This window comes from Gelatiniphilus marinus, from assembly GCF_042684345.1.
GTDB classification, from domain to species: domain Bacteria; phylum Bacteroidota; class Bacteroidia; order Flavobacteriales; family Flavobacteriaceae; genus Gelatiniphilus; species Gelatiniphilus marinus.
In genome coordinates this window covers 159,529-177,832 of sequence record NZ_JBHULK010000004.1, presented here as the reverse complement: position 1 = coordinate 177,832, position 18,304 = coordinate 159,529, and the positions used below count along the sequence as shown (strand labels likewise).

The window sequence follows — 18,304 nt, the reverse complement described above, 5'->3', positions numbered from 1 at the left end:
ACAAAAGTTATGCAACTTAATTTTAAAGAGATTTTTACTGCTTTTATGGTACTTTTTGCAGTAATTGATATTGTTGGAAACATTCCTATTGTTATCGATTTGCGAAAAAAAGCAGGACACATTCAAAGCGAAAAAGCCTCAATAATAGCAGGTGTTATTTTAATTGTATTCCTGTTTTTAGGTGCTAGTATTTTAAACCTTATTGGTATAGACGTTAACTCTTTTGCCGTGGCCGGTGCCTTTATTTTATTTTTTATTGCTTTAGAGATGATTTTGGGTATAACGCTTTATAAACAAGAAGAGCACGACGCCATGACAACCGCTGTGTTTCCATTGGCATTTCCATTAATTGCTGGCCCAGGCAGTTTAACCACGTTGCTCTCTCTACGTGCCGAATTTAGAATAGAAAATATTATTGTTGCGGTTTTATTAAACGTAATTATTATTTATATTGTGCTTAAAACATCGTCTAAAATAGAACGTATTATAGGGCAAAACGGTATAAATATTGTACGCAAGGTATTTGGTGTTATTTTGCTGGCTATTGCTGTAAAACTCTTTGCCCACAATATTAAGGCTTTGTTTGAGGTTATATAAAATAAATCCATAAAAAAATGAAAACCTTAACCCTAATACTTAGCCTTATTGCTTTAGGGCTTATTGCTTTTAACTTTACCAAAGTAGATTTTAACGCGCCTTTGCAGGGCGACAGCATAATTGCCTTAATTACCATTTTAGCCGCGTTATGCGTAATACTTATGATGGGTATTTTAAGAACTTCGAAACGCATTGAACAAAAAGTAAAAGAGCGCAAATAATGTACGACACATTAATTATTGGTGGTGGTGCAGCAGGCTTGTCTTGCGCTTTGGTTTTGGGCTCTGCAGAAAACAAAGCTTTTGCTAAAAATAAACGAGTAGCTATTATAACGCATCAAAAAACATCGCATTTACAAACGGCTTTATTCAATAATGTTTTAGGATTAAAACCCGGAACCACCGGCGACTCTATATTAAAAAGCGGCAAAGCGCAATTACAAGATCTGTACCCACACATCGAGCAAATTGAAAACGAAAAAGTATCTGCGATTTATAAATTTGAAAGCGGATTTATAATAGAAACCAATAAAAACAGCTATAAATCTAAACTCGTTGTAGTTGCTGTGGGCTATTCCAATTTAATGCGGATAAAAGGTTTAGAACAATATGTTGCACCACACCCAAGGGCAGCCATTGAAAAAAACCGCATTTGGTTAAAAAACACCAATCATTTAATTGAAGAAAACCTTTATGTTGCCGGTACATTGGCTGGTTGGCGCAGCCAATTTGCCATAGCTTCGGGAAGTGGCGCGCATGTAGCCACGGATATTTTAACCCTTTGGAATGGTGGGAAACACACTAAGGTGCATGATAAGGTATAGTTAACCGCGCAAAGGAGCGAAAAAACTGAGTTTAAAATTGTTTAGGCATATCTTTACTTCCGTGGAGTACTCTTACTATTCTGATATGATTTTTTAGGATTCTATAAAATATAACATGTCCCTGTTCAGTAATACTGTACAATCCCATTTTTATTTCGTTTCGTTTTCTTCTAATTTCTGGATTGATGACCAATTGGTAAAAACCGTATCTAAATCGTTAAGATATTTTACTGCTTGATTAAAACCGTGGTAATAATGTGAATAATCAAATATGGCTTCAATATCAAAATCTGCTTCCTCCGATAACTTGTAGCTTTTTATTTTGTTTAACATTTAGCCCGTTTTATTTTGGCGTTTACTATCAATAATATCTTTTACATTGCGATTACTTGTTGCTGCAGACCAACCTTTTTCAATTTCAGCTTTTAAATCTACAATAACACGATGCCTGTACGTTTCATGTAAACGCAATGCATCTCTAACCAGCTTACTTGCGTTTTGAAAATCGCCAGATTCAATCTGATTTTCAATGTATTCTTTTTGTTTTTTTGTTAAACTTACATTCATCGTTATAATTTTTATTATCCATTAATTATAGATAATAAAAATGTCCATATTTTACGAATATGGACATTTTTTTGTTATTTGAATTTTTTTTTTAGTTTCGATTTTACTTGAAGAAAGCATACTTAAAAAACTAACAAAGGCTTCAAATTATTATTCCCCATTACTCAACTTAAGCACCTCGTCTATCATTAAATCGCGTTGATTAAAAACCTCTTCGAAAGCGCCATTGCCAAAAAGTTGGTCGGCCAAAGTGGCTTTAATATACTGTTTTACTTCGTTGTGGTAAGCCACAAAGGTTATTTTACGGTTAAGCCTAAGGTTTACATAATCTTCTATGGCATATACCCAATCTTCTTGAACCTCAAAATTATCTATAAAATCCTTTCTACTCAAATCCGTGTATGCATGTCTGTTTTTATCCAACTCCCTAAACACAAAATTACCTATAAAACCACGTCGAAATAATTGAGAAAGGGTTTCGTTGTGCATACTGTTATCAATGGGCACAAACACATCGGGGATGATGCCGCCTCCGCCGTAAACAATTTTACCTTTTGGCGTGGTAAACTTAAGCGAATCGGCGACTTGAATTTTTTCTGGGTCCAAGAGTTCGCCGCTGTCCAACCGCTCGAAATACTCGTCGTAATAATCTTTGTGCCCTTTTTTATAGGGGCGTTGTATAGATCGCCCCGTTGGGGTATAGTAACGCGATACGGTTAAACGTACGGCACTGCCGTCTCCCAGGTCCATTTCGCGTTGTACGAGCCCTTTGCCGTAAGAGCGTCTTCCAATAATAGTGCCTTTATCGTTGTCTTGTAATGCGCCGGCAACAATCTCGCTTGCCGATGCAGAGTTTTCGTTAATTAATACATAAACGTTGCCTTCTTCAAACTCACCTTTACTGGTTGAAAAGCTTTTTTCTACGCTGCCGCGTTTGTTTTTTGTAAACAGTATCAGCTTGTCGTTTTCTAGAAATTCATCTACTATTTGTTCGGCTATGTGCAAAAACCCACCGGGGTTATCGCGTAGGTCCAAAGCAATTTCTTTAGCGCCAAGGTCTATTAATTTTTCTAAACCTTTTTTAAACTCTTTATAGGTAGATTCGGCAAAACGATTGATTTTTATATAGCCCAACTTATCGGTTAGCATATACGCTGCATCAACACTTTTAAGAGGAATGGTACTGCGCTTAACGGTAAAATCCAACAGCTTGGGTTCACCTTTTCTGTAAACCTTTAAGTTAACTTTACTGTTAATGGGGCCTTTAAGTTTTTTTAAAATCTCGTCGTCTTTTAATTTATTTCCAAAAAGCGTATCGCCATTGGCCATAATAATACGGTCGCCTCCTTTTATGCCGGCCTTGGCACTTGGGCCGTTTTCGGTTGGCCTTATAACGGCAATGGTATCTCTATAGGTATAAAAACTTACGCCAATACCCACAAAGTCGCCTTTCATGCTTTCGGCAACGCGCTGCATATCTTTTTTTGGGATATACACCGAATGCGGGTCTAGATTATCCAGAATGCCATTAACCGTAACATCTACAATGCTATCGGTATTTACTTCATCTACATAATCGTAATCTATGTAGTCTATAAGCCTGTTTAACTTGTCTTTTTTGCTATTGGTAGAAAATAGACGATCTGGCGAATCGGAGAAATTTAACTTGCCGCCAATAAAAATACCAGCTGCTATGGCAAGCCCTAAAACCAGTGGTAAATATTTTTTTTGGTGGGACATTATTCGTCTATTTCTTGAATTAATTTAAGTTTGATGCCTGCTTTTTCTAGAAAGCGCAAGCCAGAGTCGTCTTTATAAGCTTGGTTGTAAACCACTTTTACTATACCTGCTTGGTGTACTAGCTTGCTGCACTCTTTACAGGGCGACATGGTAATGTACAGGGTTGCCCCTTTTGCCGATTGAGTGGACGAAGCGACTTTTAAAATGGCATTGGCCTCGGCATGCAGCACGTACCATTTGGTGTAACCCTGCTCGTCTTCGCAAAAATTCTCGAAACCCGATGGCGTACCGTTGTACCCATCAGATATTATCATTCTATCTTTTACTATAAGCGCGCCAACCTGCCGGCGTTTGCAGTACGATAGTTTTCCCCATTCCCTGGCTATTCTTAAATAGGCTTTATCGTACTTGAGTTGTTTGTGTTCTGGCATTAATTTGTTTTATAATTTGGGCTTTACCCTCATTTAAAATTTAAAAAATACGATTTAAATTTCTAGTTATTCGGGGTATGGCTTTTCGTTACAATCTTTTTTGTGGTAAACTTACTACTGTTTTTAGTACGTTTTTTATTTTAATAATTGCTTTTAAATAACCTATATATTAAAAAGCGTAAAAAAGTATTTTCACTGATCCCGATAGCTATCGAAACCTAACGCGAAACCTTAGATTTAACGAATATACTCGGTTCGTATTTTAATTGCAACGCAAGTTCGTTAAATTTTTATGAAAATTTTTGTTTTTAGTACTACATTCGCGTTAGGGATTGAGCGGTTTGTTTGAAATCCTTTTTAAAGCTTAAAAGGCATTTAGTTTGAAAAGCTCCAAAATTTAACATATTGCCACAGTAGTTACTTCTTTGCAATAAGGCTTTAAAAAGATTGAGTAGTGAAAGCCCGACCTCCCGAAGCTTTGGGCGTTACACTCCCAAAGCTTCGGGAGTGTAACGCCCAAATAATTATTTAAGTTAAAAAGTCGCTATTTAGTAACATTGGTATTACCAAACCAACTACGATTGCCGAAATAACCATTATCCAATCGCGTTTGGTAAACCTGAATATGGTTTGCACCACATAGCTTAAAAACAGGACGACAAATACAATAATTACTTGGGCGAGCTCGATGCCTAAGGCAAACTCCAGCAGCAAAACAAGTTTGTTGTCGGTGGCTCCAAGCAGCATGTTAAACTCGCGCGCAAAACCCAAACCGTGTATTAAACCAAAGAAGAGCGTGGTTAAAAACAGGACGCCTATTTTTTCTTTTTGCGCGCCCTTACCGGCTGTAAACACGTTGTATAGCGCTACAATTAAAATGGTTATGGGTATTAAAAACTCGACCATTGCAGCGTTAACACTTACCACGTTATAAGCCGCTAAAACCAGCGATAAGGTATGCCCAAGGGTAAAAACGGTTACCAACAGCAAAACGCGTTTCCAGTCTTTAAAAACGTAGGGTACGGTTAATACGATTAAAAACAATACGTGGTCGTAGGCGTTAATGTCCAGTACGTGGTTTATACCGTATTTTACGTTGAATAAAAAATTATCGAGCATTTTAATTAAGATTTAGGGTTTATTGGGTTTGCCAAATATACAAATAAAAGCTTGTGCGGGTTTTTAATTTGTTTGTTAACGCTGGTTGTTTGTATTGGGGTTAATATTTTTTTTAGGGTACGGCGGTATTGCATTTTTTATTTAACTGAAACAGCATTTCCTTGGTAATGTCTTGTAGTGAAAAATCGTGTTTCCAATTCCAATCTTCTCGTGCGGCGGCATCGTTAATGCTTTTTGGCCAGCTGTTGGCAATGTCTTGCCTGTAATCTGGCGTGTAGCTTATCTTAAAATCTGGAATGTGCTGTTTTATAGATTGGGCCACTTCTTTTGGCGTAAAGCTAATGGCGGCCAAATTATAAGACGAGCGTAATTTTATAGCCTTGGCATCTGCACTCATAATATCTATGGTTGCCTTAATGGCATCGTCCATAAACATCATGGGCAGCTTGGTGTTTTCGCTTAAAAAGCAATCGTATTTTTTTTGGCTAACCGCTTTGTGGTATATTTCTACAGCATAATCTGTAGTGCCACCACCGGGTTGTGTTTTCCAACTAATAATGCCCGGGTAGCGCAAACTCCTAACATCTACACCGTATTTTTGGTTGTAGTATTCGCACCAACGTTCGCCCACTTGTTTTGTAATGCCGTAAACGGTTGTAGGCTCCGTTATGGTATGTTGCGGTGTGTTTTCGCTGGGTGTTGTGGGGCCAAAAACGGCAATGCTAGAAGGCCAAAACACTTGTTTTATAAACTTATCTTTGGCTAGGTTTAAAACATGGAACAGGGAATTCATGTTTAAATCCCAGGCTTTCATAGGGAATTTTTCTCCGGTTGCGCTTAACATAGCTGCCATTAAGTAAATGGTGTCGATATTATATTTTTCAACACAGGCTTTAATGCTGGCATAATCTTGGGCATCGATAATTTCGAAAAGACCAGGTTTAGCTATATCTAAATTAGCGGGGTTTATGTCGCTGGCAATTACGTTATCGTTGCCATAAATGCTTCTAAGCTTAAATGTTAATTCGGAACCAATTTGTCCGCAAGCACCAATAATCAAAATCTTAGGTTTCATATAAACTCGATTAGTTTGAATGTGCCAAAATTAAAAAGATTTTAAAGATTATATCTTATTACTTGATATTTATATGGATATATTTTAGTCAATAACCACTCATAATTTAATCAAAAAAACAATAAAGAACAAACTAATGGCATATCTTTACAGGCGTTTTAAAGCACTTAGTGATATGAATATTAAACTACTGGGTTTAACCTGTATTTTTACAATAATAGTGTCTTGTAAAAAAATTGAAGAACAGGTTGTTACCGATACGATTGTTACCGAAAGCACGAGCAAAGAGTTTAGTGAGGGCGAGCTATCTAAGCTCGATTATTTAGATTTTGGTTTAGATGAAAAAACAGAACGCGCCATTGAGAATTGGCAGGAGTACGGCCAGCTTCAAGACGTTGTAACACGCGTAAAAAAAGGTGATTTGAGTTTTTTTTTCAATAACGAAGAGGCTATTAAAACGCTTTTAACAGATTTAAAGCGCAATATACCAGCACCCGTAAATACGCCATCAACTTTGGCGAGGATTCAGGTTTTAGAAACCAAGATTTACAAGTTGGAAAGTTTATCTAATTTATCGACCACAACTAAAGATGCGCTTAAATCCAGCATAAAAGAGTTTTTGGTTGGGGTTTCTAACTTAAATTTCCAAATGAACAAAAAGCTGGAGAAAGAGTATCAGAATATTAAAAAACCGGAATAAAACCACTATAAAAAATAGACTTTTAAGTAAAAAACCACAGTTTCTAAAATTAGAAACTGTGGTTTTTTAATATCTTTTTTGATCTAGTTTTTAGACTGGGCAGCCTCTTGGGCCAGGGCCTGTTTTTGCCTTAACAATTCGTTTTTGGTTATTTGAATTAAGTTAAAATTAGGTGCGTTTTTTAAGGTTTCATCTAAGATATCGACCGCCTTGTCTATGTTTGCTTTGGTATCCTGGTTATAAATAACTAATGCGTTTAGGTACATAAAAGCCGATTTTAAAGAGACTTGGTAAGGCTGTTGGGTTTCGTAAAACGCTTTAGTCATATCGTCTTTAGCATTGGCAATGCCGTAAGCAATGTGCTTAGAGGCTTCTTCTAATTTTTGAGTTTGCAGGTTTAATTCGGCCAACTCGTATGCAATTAGGGCATTCGGGTTTCTTTTAAACAGCTCCTCAAAATGCCCAATGGCCAACGCTGGCCTTTTAACCGATTTTAAAGATAGTGCTTTAACCTCAAGAGCCATATCGGAATCGCCAACATTTTTCTCAAAACCAATAGTGTTTAAGGCTTGTATATATTTACCTTCGCTCATATAAAAATAGGCTAGTGTATCTTGCCTTGCAACAGATGGAGACAACACATTTAAATGCGTCATGGCATTAATTATGCCTTGCATATCGCCCTGGGTTTTCATTTGCTTATAATAGGCTTCGTAATGTTTTATTAACTCTGGGTTGCTTTGTGCATTTAACTGAAAAGCGCCAGCTACAATGGCCAGCATTAAAAATCGTTTCATTTCCGCTTGTTTTTAAATTTTGCTAAAACTATAAAAAAATAGCTAGTAATGCCTTAAAAGTATGCTAATTATTTTCATTAGCAAACCCTTTTAAAACCTACTGTTGTTAATATCAATTAGGAAAATTAAAATAAAATAACTATATTTAAGATTACTTAATTATTATTTTACCTATGGCTATTAAAAATTTTCGAGGCGCTAGAAGGCAGCAAACAAAGACTGAGGACAGCACACCGCTTAAGGTTAGCGATTACATGACACGGGATTTGATTACCTTTACACCTAACCAAACCATTGAAAGCGTGATGCAAACTTTAATTAAAAACCGGATTTCTGGAGGTCCCGTGGTTAACGAGAAAAATGAATTGATAGGTATTATTTCTGAAGGTGATTGCATAAAGCAAATAAGTGAAAGCCGTTATTATAATATGCCTATGCAAGATAAAACCATTGAAAAGTTTATAACGCCCAACGTAGATACCATAGATGGCAACATGAATATTTTTGATGCTGCAAACGAGTTTTTAAAAACCAAACACCGGCGGTTTCCTATATTAGAAAACGGCAAGTTGGTTGGCCAGATTAGCCAAAAAGATGTGCTTAAGGCAGCTATGGCGTTAAAAGGACAGACCTGGAAATAGCTTGTTTTAGCCCTCGCGTTTTACCAAGGCATAATAATTGCCCTCTAACGGTAAGTACCCTTGGTTGTAAACAAAATAATAAACCGCTCCTGCTTTAGTGGTGTAAATACTGGTAAAGTAATTAAAATCGAAACCAGCTTCAATAAGTTTGGCGCGCGAGGTTTTTGTTTTTTGTTTGGGGTTAAATGCTTCTAAAATCCTGTAATTTTTTCTGAGCCTGTTATTGGTATTGCGTATTAAGTTTTTACTGTCTTTGTTTATACGGTTGTTGTAAGTATTTCTACAGCCATCTCCACAGAATTTTTTATCGATCCTGCCCACAATTTTATCGCCACATTCCAAACATTTCTTATCCATAGCTGTTGTTTTTTAATTCGTACCATCTTATATGCAATTGCTCTTGCTCAAAATAAAAATCTTCAACATAGTGCAATCCTATTTTTAAGAGTGCGTTGTGCGAGGCTTGGTTACCAATTTCGGTAGTTGCGTATAATTCTGGTAGTTTTAAAACATTAAAGGCATATTTTACAGTGGCTTTACTAGATTCTGTGGCATAGCCTTTCCCCCAATATTTTGGTATAAGCCTGTAGCCCACATCGTAATATGTTGTATAACCATTCATATTATATTCGGTGTTTAATCGTATTCCAGACCAGCCTATAAAGTTTCCTGAAGATTTTTCAATGGCTGCAAACCTGCCAATGCCACGTTCTTTATATTGTTTAAAAACATTATTTAATATTGCTTGGGAGCCTTCAATGGTTTTAACGGGTTTGTTTCCTAAATACCGGTGCACTTCTGGGTTTGAGTCTAGCTCGAACATACCGTTTAAATCTGAGTTTCGCAACTCTCTTAGGATTAGCCTTTGGGTTTCTATGTGGAATTTCATGTGGGGGTAAATTGTAGTGAAAACACAAAATCTACTTAGGGTTAATAAACACTTCTAGAATATAAAATTACAACTTTTAAGTTTTAATCTAATTTATTTTTATTTCCAACTCTCTGAATATTTGTTTATTTATCTTTTCAAAACTATTAAAAGATATTTACGCTCAATATTACGAATTATTTTTAAACCTGTTTAAATCTTAAATTTATAGGTTATTTTTTAATCCATAAAAAAACCCGCCATTTTATTGAAAAATGACGGGATTTAATAAACTAAATACAAAAACTAATTATTGTGCTGCTGTTCCCGCTTCGATTAACCAACCTGGGTTTTGGTAGATAACCGAATTATTCGCATCTCCACCTTCACTTGTAATTAAAAAGTGATTATAGGCAATGGGGCTCAAGTAATGTGCAGGATTCCAATTATAACCGTTATAAAAATTGTTATTGGCTTGAACAATTTGGTACGGTCTGATATACATGCTATTTGATTCTGGCGATACATTAGGGCTTCCATCTGGTTCTGCTCTTAACTGCGAACTGCCATCTGGATTCTCGTACCATGTTTGCATAGGGCCCCAAACTTTAAAACCTTCAATTACATAATTAGACACTTGGTCTAAAGCTCTCCATCTTTTTAAATCATCCAAACGCATGCCTTCTGCAATAAATTCTGAACGTCGCTCGCGTCTAATATTATAAAGCGTTGGATCTACCAAGCTACCTTGCGAATATTTAGCCCAATCGTTTTCTTGAGATAAATCGGTGGCTGCTACGGTAATGTTGTAATCTGCAGGTAATCCTGCTCTTGTTCTTAATTGGCCCCAGTAACTTGCAGAGTTTCCGTTAAGACTACCATTTTTCACATAATCTGCTTCAATATAGTTTAGGTAAGCTTCAGAGGCTCTAAACACTATGGATCCAGTAACGGTTGGGTTTGCACCATCTAACATGTTGGCATCAGGATATATCCCTTTTCTAACAGAATAGCCGGTTACAGCTCTAACTTCAGAAATTTCAAACAAGCCAGGTGCTTCCTCAAAGGTTTCTCCATTAATATAAGTAATTACATCACCAGGTTCTTTGGTAAATAGGCGTAATCTGTCGTCTCTATCGTCTAGTACATCAGCAATGTAATCATCACCATTGTAACCCGAGCCACCTGCATAAATAGGCAAGCCGTTTTTCATTAAATAACTATCTACATAACCTTTGGTATATCCTGTATTAGCTCCATTCTTCAAGTAGTGCATGGTATGGTGGGACACCAATGTTTCATCATAGTCTCTCCACAACAGCACCTCGGAATAACTAGACATGTCTAGATCGCCAAACATAGCGTAATACGGATTGTTAAATACATCTCTTCCTTCTGTATTTCCGTTACTTGGTGTTAAATTAACATTACTAGCAACAACCTCTGCGGCATTCATGGCTTCTGTTAAAAAGAAATCTATTTCACTATCAATATTAATATTAAAACCAGATAAATAGTCTTTATTTGCTCCAGGCCAATCTGGACCACCAGGTACATGAGCTGTTCCTTTATGGTAATTTAACCAAGTGCCTTCGTACAAAGCAACACGAGATTTAAAAAGCTGTGCCACCATAGGGTTTATCCTGTTTTTGTTTGGGTCTATGTTGGTTAACATATCTATAGCTTTATCCAAATCAGATAAAATAAAGCGTGCTACCTCATTTCTTGGGCGTCTTTGCGATGCTATTATCAATTCTTCTTTTACATCTGGCAATAGCGTTGTAATTATTGGAAAATCGCCTACGCTTTTTAACTTGTTAAAATACTCATAAGCTCTTAAAAAATAAATCTCGCCTATATAATGCTTAATATAAGTTTCGTTACCCGTAATTTCTCCAGCTTCAAGTCTTGGTATAACGACATCTAAAAAGTAGTTTAAAGTACGAATACGATCAAAACTCCAAGCACCTCCACTTGTACCCACTCTATACTGCCCAGGCGACCAAAGGTTACTGGCGCTAGTACTTGCTTGGTTGTCTGTACCGTTATCGGCTACAAAGGTTCCTGCATTCCACCCGGCGTGCGAAGGAAAAGAATAATTAGAAATGGCGTATGCAGCTAAATCGGCTTCAGATTTTAAATAGAATTCTGGTGTTACGTTAGACAGCGGAGCCCGCTCTAAGAAGTCTTCACTACAGGCGGTAAAACCAACCAAAATAAGACTTAAAATAAAAATATGTTTATATGATTTTTTCATTTTTTAATATTTAAAAAGTTAAACTAAGACCAACTGAATAGACTTTAGATAAAGGATATATTTTACCGTTGCCCCAGGCACCACCAGTAGTTTCAGGATCAAAAATATCGCTCATTTTTGTAAAGGTTACCAAGTTTTCTCCAGATAAATAAATCCGCATTTTAGAAATCCTTACTTTTTCTGTTACGTTTGCTGGTATGGTGTAGCCCAATTGAATATTCTTTAATCTTAAATACGCACCGTTTTGTAAAAACCGTGTTTGGGTAGCAAAATTTTTCCATCCAGAATCGAAAAGCGGTCTTGGGTAATAAGCGTCTGTATTTGGCCCAAAAGGACTTGTAGTGTCTGCTGGCCTAAAATAATCTAGGTGTTGCGTAAAACCAGCTGATTGCCACATATTTGAATTGGCGCCAGAAAAATAAGGACCTCCAACAGCAACATCTCTTTTACCTACACCTTGGAAAAACGCCCTAAAATCGAAACCTTTATAGTTGGCATCTAAATCTATACTATAACTGTATCTGGCTTGACTATTACCAATTATCGATAAATCGCCATGGTCGTCTAGTGTATTAGATCCATTGTTAATGGCAGGATCATCGTCTAAGTTTTGGTACATAATATCTCCGGCAGCCCAGTTAGACCCCATACGGTCTTGGTTATGCATGGCCAACCAATCGTTCATTTCGGCATCAGATCTGGCAATGCCTTGTGTGGTGTACCCCCAAATCTCACCAAATTCTCTACCAGTGTACCATTGCCCTAAATTACCAGTTTCATTAGGATAAGAAGTTACAAATTGCCTGGTGTCAGATAAGATAAATTTAGCTCCATAAGAGAATTCGTCAAATGTATCTCTCCAGCTTATTTCCAAATCGAAACCTTTTGATTCCATATCGGTATTGTTTATTCTTGGCGGGCTAGCACCCAAAACCCCTGGTAGTTCTGGTGCGGGACCAACCATATCAAAGGTTGTTCTGTTATAAATATCTAAACCAACGCCCAATCTGCTGTTAAAGGCACGCAGGTCTAAACCAACATTCCAAGAGGTAACTCTTTCCCAGGTTAACAAGGTACTTACAAGCCCTGGAGGATACGCAGTGTTTGGTCTAGAACCGTTTACTAACCAACCGCCATTATTTACACCAATGCCCATACTAGGGTAAAATGGGTACCAATTATCGGTATTTTGGTTTCCTAATTCCCCGTAAGACCCTCTTAGTTTTAAAAAGTTAACATGCTGCGACAATTTACTGTCTTTGTAGAAATTCTCGTTAGAAATATTCCAACCTGCCGAGAAAGAAGGGAAAAACTGCCATCTTTTGTCGTCTAAAAAACGTGAAGAACCATCATACCTGCCATTAACTTCTAATAAATATCTATCCTTATAAGTGTAATTAAATCGTCCAAAATAACCTTGGATGGCCCAATGCTGGTAAGCCCCATAACCTCTAGTGTCTCCTGTTGCAGTATTGATAGTAGGTAGGCTAGGTGTTATTAAATCGTCTCTATTAACGCCTAGGTTACGGGTTTTTGTTAATTCTGATTGGTAACCCGCCATTACTTTAAACTCGTGGTCTTCATTAATAGTTAACGTATAGTCTGTGTAAACATTAGGACTAAAATAGTTGGTCTTGTAAGCACTCTCATAAATTCTTGAAGCACCCGGAGACCATAATACATGTTGTAATGCGGCAGGATGCGCAACACCATCTTCATCGTACCTATAGATTGGTAAAAATTCGTTATGGTTAAAAGAGTTAGTTATTTTATAATTTAAATTAGCATATATGTTCCAATTCTCTATAGGAGTAAATTGCACATTTAATTGCTGAACAAACTCGTCGTTTTGGTCTTTATTTCTACCGTTTTCTAAATGTGCAATTTCGTTACCATACACATAGTTTCCGTTAGGGTCTTTAAATGGCATTGTAGGCCACCTTCTAGCAATGTTATGAAAAAACAAACCGCTTTGGTAAGATGATCTTTCGTAATCTACCCTTGTTAATCTGCTTAAATACGTTAGGTTGATTTTATCAGATATTTTAGAACTAATTTTAGAATTTATAGAATAACGATCGTATTGGTCGTTACCATAATTAAGCAGTCCTTCCTGATCTAAAAAATTGGCAGAGAAATAATAATTTACTTTTTCTGTACCCCCATTTACGCTTAAGTTATGTTCTTGAGAAGCTGCTGCATCTTTGTAAAAGATATCGAACCAATTGTTATCAGAAAACCCATTAGGGTACATGTTCCAATTGTTATTGGAACTATTCCAATCGGTTTCATTAGGTAAAAGTCCTGATCGATAATCTCTTATTTTTTGCAATACCTCATCAGAGAATTTTGGAGATTGACCAGCATTTGCAGCCGCTTCATTCCAATAGTTGGCAAATGATTCTGAATCTAACATTTCTGGTTGTAACAACGGACTGGTTAACCTGAAATTATTGTTATAGTTAATGGTGATCTTACCGTCTTTTCCTGATTTAGTAGTAATAAGAATAACACCAAAAGGCGCTCTAGAACCATAAATAGAAGAGGAAGCAGCATCCTTTAGCACCGATATGCTTTCAATATCTTGCGGGTTTAAGGTATTCATGTTTCCTTCCATGCCATCTATTAATATTAATGGTGCACCAGAAGAGCCAGAACCTATGGTACCCGAACCTCTAATGTTAAAACTTACAGGGTTATTAAGTTCGCCACCACTATTATTAACAGAGAAGTTCATACCTGCCACGGTTCCTTGTAAAGCTGCGGCTACGTTTGTTACTGGCCTGTTCTCCAAGGCCTCTCCATCAACAACTGATACCGAGCCCGTTAGGTTAATTTTTTTCTTTGTACCAAAGCCTACTACCACGACTTCATCCAGTAAAGCTGCATCTTCTACAAGAACCACAACTATTTTGGTATCGCTAGCCGTTACGGTATGCTCTTTGGTTTTCATACCTATATATGAAAAAACAAGCACATCACCTGTTTTTACCGTTAAGGTGTAATTACCATCAAAATCTGTTTGTGCTCCTGTAGTTGTTCCTTTAACAATAACGTTTGCCCCTGGCAAAGGCGCATTGTTTTGATCGGTAACAGTACCACTAATTACTTTTTCTTGTGCTACTAAGCTCATAGTACTTAATAGCAGAAAGAAACCAATAAAAAAGTTGAATTTCTTCATAGTTTAATGTTTGTTTAGTTAATTATTTTGGTTAGTTCTTTTTGGTAATAACAGAACTTATACAATATTAAATATGATTGCTATAATATCATAAAAAAAAAGGTTACATTTGGGTTACATATTGTTACATTTTAGTTACAATAATTATTAAAAATCAATTACAAATCAGTTATTTAAAGTGTTTTTACTTAGATTAATTAACAAAACATTAAGTTAACAATGCGCCTAACACTATTCGTTTATTTTTTTTTCAGTTTTATTTTTATTCCTTTAAAATTCAGGGCGCAAAATGTAAGCTTGCAATTTCAAAATATCACCTTTGAAGATGGTATTTCAGACAGCAGAATAGAACACGTAATTCAGGATAAAAAGGGCTTTGTTTGGATTGCCACAAGGCTGGGTATAGATAGATATAATGGCCAAAACATTAAGAGCTATAAATTCTTGCAAGAAAAACAGGCTGGAACCAACACCATGTTGCAAACCCAAAAAGGAAATATTTTAGTCGCTACAACTAGGGGACTATTTATCTTTGATGCTAAAAAAGACCTTTTTGAATTATTGAAATCTGAAGATTCAGTTTTAAATACACATTTAAACTCTAATATTCACACTATCATTCAGCTAAAAAACGGAAAACTATTATGTGGTAACGCAAACGGAACGGTATTTAGCCTGTCTTTTGAAGAAAACGATGGTAATGTAAAGCACCAAATGCTAAATTTTTCTAATGGTTCTAATTCAAATCATCCCTCTTCCATATTTCAAGACACAAAGGGCACTATCTGGATGGGCACGAGCCAGGGTGATTTATTCGTTTTCAACGAAAAAGAGTTCTTAAACACTACCTTTTCTAAATACAACCACAATACTTATATAAATGACATTACTGCGGACAGCAATGGTAAACTTTGGATTGGTACTAAAGGAAATGGCCTCTTTAATTTTGATGTTAATACCAATGAGGTAAAACAATACAAAAAGCAATTAAACAATAACGACAATATTTCAGAAAGCATTAACAATAATTTTGTTATATGCCTCTATGCTGATAAAAATGATAATATATGGATTGGTACCGATGGTGGTGGGCTAAATCTTTACAAAAACAAAAAAAACAAGTTCTACTACTTTCAAAGTGATAGCAATAACAAATTTTCAATTTCAGATAATGCCATTTTACACATAAGCCCCGGAGAAGATAATATTATCTGGACCGCCACTGTGCATGGTGGCCTAAGCTATTTTAAAAACAACATTAGTTTATATAACATACCGCCATCTAAATTAGGTATTCGCAATAAAGACAAACAAGGTTCTCGAATCTTAGAGTCCAAAAATGGCGACTTATGGCTTACAGCGGGCAGAAATGGCTTAAGGCGATATAATCGTAGAACAGGCAAGGTAACGGTTTTTATTAGCGACCCAAATAATAAAAGCGGTTTAAGCGGAAATAATATTTTGTCGCTATATGAAGATAATCAGAACCGTATATGGATAGGCACATTGTATGGCGGATTGAATATTCTGGAACCAAAGACGGGCACATTCTTAAAAGCTGAAAATTGGTCTGGGCTAAAAGCTGTATTCGCTATAGAAAAAGATGGAAACGGCAACATCTGGGTAGGCAGCAATTCTGGGGTTACAGTATATAACAACAACTTAAAAATAATAAACACATACACCGTTGGCTCTAACATAGGCCTTAGCAGCAATGTTATTACCTGCATGTTTAAAGATGTAAAAGACGATATGTGGGTAGGTACCGCTAAAGGGCTTAATGTGTTTAAGCAAGGTAAGTTTAAATCTTATTTACCTAAAAAAGAAGACAGTACTTCTTTAAGTGGCAGCCGTATCTTATCAATCGCCGAGGATGACGACCTCTCCATTCTTGTAGGAACCTATGGCTATGGACTAAACCGTTATTTTAGAAATAGCGACAACTTTAAAAGAATTGGTCAAGAAAAAGGGCTAAAAGCTACTTTTATTAGAGGCCTATTTTTAGATGATGAAAAAAACATCTGGTGCAGTACCAATTTAGGGCTGAGTAAAATCACCCCTGCTGGTATGGTACAAAACTTTAACAGTTATGATGGTATTGAGCCCTTTAACAATAACAAAGCCGAACTTGGCCACAACGGATACATATATATGGCAGGCAACTTTGGTATAACTTACTTTAAGGCTGAAGATTTAGCAAATAACTATTCAAAAGATCATAACGTTTTTTTTACAAACATATCGCTTATCAACAAAAACGGAATTAAAGAAGCTCCCTTTAAAAATTATTTAGAAAACTACAAACTAATACTGCCCCCAGACAATGTTATGTTTACACTAAGGTTTACCACTTCCAATTATTGGGATCCAAAAAACATTAGCTATAAATACAAACTGGAAGGGTTGCACGAAACATGGCAAAATATTGGCAACAATAAAACACTTAGTTTTTCTAACCTTAATCCAGGAGACTACTCGCTTAAAATAAAAGCTTTTAATAGAGAAGGCCTTGAAAGCACACACATTGCTACTTTAAATATTTATGCTTCGCCTAGTTTTTGGGAAAAAACCTGGGTTAAAATATCACTACTTTTATCTTTTATTGCCATTATATTTGGGTTTGTAAAATGGCGGGTCTCAACTATAAAAAAACAAAAGCAAAACCTTAATATTCTAATAAATCAAAAAACAAAATTAGTAGAAGCACAAAACAGAAAAATCTATCAAAACAATATCGACTTGCTTAACGCCGAAAAGGCAAACCAGCAATTAAAACAAAAACAGCTTGAAAACGAACTTAATTTTAAAACTAACGAACTTACCAACCGTACTTTAAGAGAAATTCATAAAAACAATTTACTTGATAAAATAAAAGACGACATCTCTAAAGTTGCAAAACAAAACAAGGACAGTAAAAGTTTAAAATCTATTGTAACACTTATAGATAACACTCTGAACCTAGACAAAGATTGGGATGATTTTTACAATTTATTTCAACAAGTACAACCATCGTTTATAAAAAACCTGCTAAAAGAGTCCCCTAAAATTACAGATAGAGATATTAAGCTATGCGCATTAATACACTTAAACTTCTCTTCTCAACATATTGCAACACTATTTGGCATCTCAGAAAGCTCTGTAAAAGTAGCCAGACACCGATTGAGAAAAAAATTAAAAATTGAAGAAAACCAAACTTTTAAGGAGTTTTTTGAGCGCTTAACAACACATGCGGCAACATAAACTTTAATGTGTTTTATATCAGTTGGCCATTAAAAAAACAAATACCTCAACAGGGTTTAATTTTCAACTAATAATTAAAGCAAGTTATTTTACAATTGTTTTCGATAAAAAAACAGATAAACAACATCTTTACTTTTTGTTGCAACAGAAATGCTATCGTTAAACCATACCTCTTTGGCTAAAGAGAAATAACTTAACAGTAGTATTATAAAAAGGATTTTACAAACAAGTAGCTTAAGAACCAACTATTAAAATTTTTATAACAAAA

The 18,304-nt window shown here is 35.9% G+C and carries 18 protein-coding genes; 6 read left to right on the top strand and 12 right to left on the bottom strand.

Annotated elements, in window-relative coordinates; translation table 11 throughout:
* Nucleotides 1–9: 9 nt before the first annotated feature.
* The 3 genes from ACFSQS_RS11470 to ACFSQS_RS11460 are packed head-to-tail and all read left to right on the top strand — an operon-like array spanning nucleotide 10 to nucleotide 1,420.
* The gene (locus ACFSQS_RS11470; protein WP_388018765.1) at nucleotides 10–597 is read left to right on the top strand and encodes a MarC family protein; all 588 of its coding nucleotides are present in this window, start codon (nucleotides 10–12) and stop codon (nucleotides 595–597) included.
* A gap of 17 nt (nucleotides 598–614) precedes the next feature.
* Nucleotides 615–818: a hypothetical protein gene (locus ACFSQS_RS11465; RefSeq protein WP_388018762.1), complete on the top strand. Its 204-nt coding sequence runs from the start codon at nucleotides 615–617 to the stop codon at nucleotides 816–818.
* Nucleotides 818–1,420 carry an FAD-dependent oxidoreductase gene (locus ACFSQS_RS11460; protein WP_388018759.1) on the top strand — a complete coding sequence of 201 codons (603 nt, stop codon included), beginning with the start codon at nucleotides 818–820 and terminating at the stop codon, nucleotides 1,418–1,420. The genes ACFSQS_RS11465 and ACFSQS_RS11460 overlap by 1 nt, the downstream gene beginning before the upstream one ends.
* A 31-nt stretch (nucleotides 1,421–1,451) precedes the next feature.
* Here the strand turns inward: ACFSQS_RS11460 and ACFSQS_RS11455 are convergent, their stop codons facing one another.
* From ACFSQS_RS11455 to ACFSQS_RS11425, 7 genes are all read right to left on the bottom strand, one after another.
* Nucleotides 1,452–1,568 carry a type II toxin-antitoxin system RelE/ParE family toxin gene (locus tag ACFSQS_RS11455; protein ID WP_388018756.1) on the bottom strand — a complete coding sequence of 39 codons (117 nt, stop codon included), beginning with the start codon at nucleotides 1,566–1,568 and terminating at the stop codon, nucleotides 1,452–1,454.
* Between the two features lie 2 nt (nucleotides 1,569–1,570).
* Nucleotides 1,571–1,753, bottom strand: a complete 183-nt coding sequence (locus tag ACFSQS_RS11450; protein ID WP_388018753.1) for a hypothetical protein — start codon at nucleotides 1,751–1,753, stop codon at nucleotides 1,571–1,573.
* Nucleotides 1,754–1,987 (bottom strand): type II toxin-antitoxin system ParD family antitoxin, encoded by a 234-nt coding sequence (locus ACFSQS_RS11445; RefSeq protein WP_388018750.1) that lies wholly within the window; start codon nucleotides 1,985–1,987, stop codon nucleotides 1,754–1,756.
* A gap of 150 nt (nucleotides 1,988–2,137) precedes the next feature.
* Nucleotides 2,138–3,727, bottom strand: coding sequence for a S41 family peptidase (locus ACFSQS_RS11440; RefSeq protein ID WP_388018747.1), 1,590 nt, complete (start codon nucleotides 3,725–3,727; stop codon nucleotides 2,138–2,140).
* On the bottom strand, nucleotides 3,727–4,158 hold the full coding sequence (locus ACFSQS_RS11435) for a deoxycytidylate deaminase (RefSeq protein WP_388018744.1): 432 nt from the start codon (nucleotides 4,156–4,158) through the stop codon (nucleotides 3,727–3,729). Before ACFSQS_RS11435 ends, ACFSQS_RS11440 begins: the two co-directional genes overlap by 1 nt.
* Before the next feature lie 528 nt (nucleotides 4,159–4,686).
* Nucleotides 4,687–5,277, bottom strand: a complete 591-nt coding sequence (locus ACFSQS_RS11430; protein ID WP_388018741.1) for a HupE/UreJ family protein — start codon at nucleotides 5,275–5,277, stop codon at nucleotides 4,687–4,689.
* A 112-nt stretch (nucleotides 5,278–5,389) separates the two neighbouring features.
* Complete coding sequence (locus tag ACFSQS_RS11425; RefSeq protein ID WP_388018738.1) at nucleotides 5,390–6,352, bottom strand: NAD-dependent epimerase/dehydratase family protein; 963 nt, start codon at nucleotides 6,350–6,352, stop codon at nucleotides 5,390–5,392.
* Nucleotides 6,353–6,488: 136 nt separating this feature from the next.
* Between ACFSQS_RS11425 and ACFSQS_RS11420 the strand changes: the two genes are divergently transcribed.
* Nucleotides 6,489–7,052: a hypothetical protein gene (locus ACFSQS_RS11420; RefSeq protein ID WP_388018735.1), complete on the top strand. Its 564-nt coding sequence runs from the start codon at nucleotides 6,489–6,491 to the stop codon at nucleotides 7,050–7,052.
* Between the two features lie 83 nt (nucleotides 7,053–7,135).
* On the opposite strand, the gene ACFSQS_RS11415 is transcribed toward ACFSQS_RS11420, so the two are convergent.
* Entirely contained in the window at nucleotides 7,136–7,849 is a 714-nt protein-coding gene (locus tag ACFSQS_RS11415; RefSeq protein ID WP_388018732.1) for a hypothetical protein, read from the bottom strand.
* Between the two features lie 173 nt (nucleotides 7,850–8,022).
* Here ACFSQS_RS11415 and ACFSQS_RS11410 point away from each other — a divergent pair, with 173 nt between their 5' ends.
* The gene (locus ACFSQS_RS11410; RefSeq protein WP_388018729.1) at nucleotides 8,023–8,490 is read left to right on the top strand and encodes a CBS domain-containing protein; all 468 of its coding nucleotides are present in this window, start codon (nucleotides 8,023–8,025) and stop codon (nucleotides 8,488–8,490) included.
* Between the two features lie 6 nt (nucleotides 8,491–8,496).
* On the opposite strand, the gene ACFSQS_RS11405 is transcribed toward ACFSQS_RS11410, so the two are convergent.
* From ACFSQS_RS11405 to ACFSQS_RS11390, 4 genes are all read right to left on the bottom strand, one after another.
* On the bottom strand, nucleotides 8,497–8,847 hold the full coding sequence (locus tag ACFSQS_RS11405; RefSeq protein ID WP_388018726.1) for a hypothetical protein: 351 nt from the start codon (nucleotides 8,845–8,847) through the stop codon (nucleotides 8,497–8,499).
* The gene (locus ACFSQS_RS11400) at nucleotides 8,840–9,379 is read right to left on the bottom strand and encodes a GNAT family N-acetyltransferase (RefSeq protein WP_388018723.1); all 540 of its coding nucleotides are present in this window, start codon (nucleotides 9,377–9,379) and stop codon (nucleotides 8,840–8,842) included. The genes ACFSQS_RS11405 and ACFSQS_RS11400 overlap by 8 nt, the downstream gene beginning before the upstream one ends.
* Before the next feature lie 289 nt (nucleotides 9,380–9,668).
* Nucleotides 9,669–11,615: a RagB/SusD family nutrient uptake outer membrane protein gene (locus ACFSQS_RS11395; protein WP_388018720.1), complete on the bottom strand. Its 1,947-nt coding sequence runs from the start codon at nucleotides 11,613–11,615 to the stop codon at nucleotides 9,669–9,671.
* Nucleotides 11,616–11,625: 10 nt separating this feature from the next.
* Nucleotides 11,626–14,796 (bottom strand): SusC/RagA family TonB-linked outer membrane protein, encoded by a 3,171-nt coding sequence (locus tag ACFSQS_RS11390; protein ID WP_388018717.1) that lies wholly within the window; start codon nucleotides 14,794–14,796, stop codon nucleotides 11,626–11,628.
* A 297-nt stretch (nucleotides 14,797–15,093) separates the two neighbouring features.
* On the opposite strand from ACFSQS_RS11390, the gene ACFSQS_RS11385 reads away from it, so the two are divergent.
* Nucleotides 15,094–18,036: a ligand-binding sensor domain-containing protein gene (locus ACFSQS_RS11385; RefSeq protein WP_388018714.1), complete on the top strand. Its 2,943-nt coding sequence runs from the start codon at nucleotides 15,094–15,096 to the stop codon at nucleotides 18,034–18,036.
* The last annotated feature ends 268 nt before the right edge of the window (nucleotides 18,037–18,304 follow it).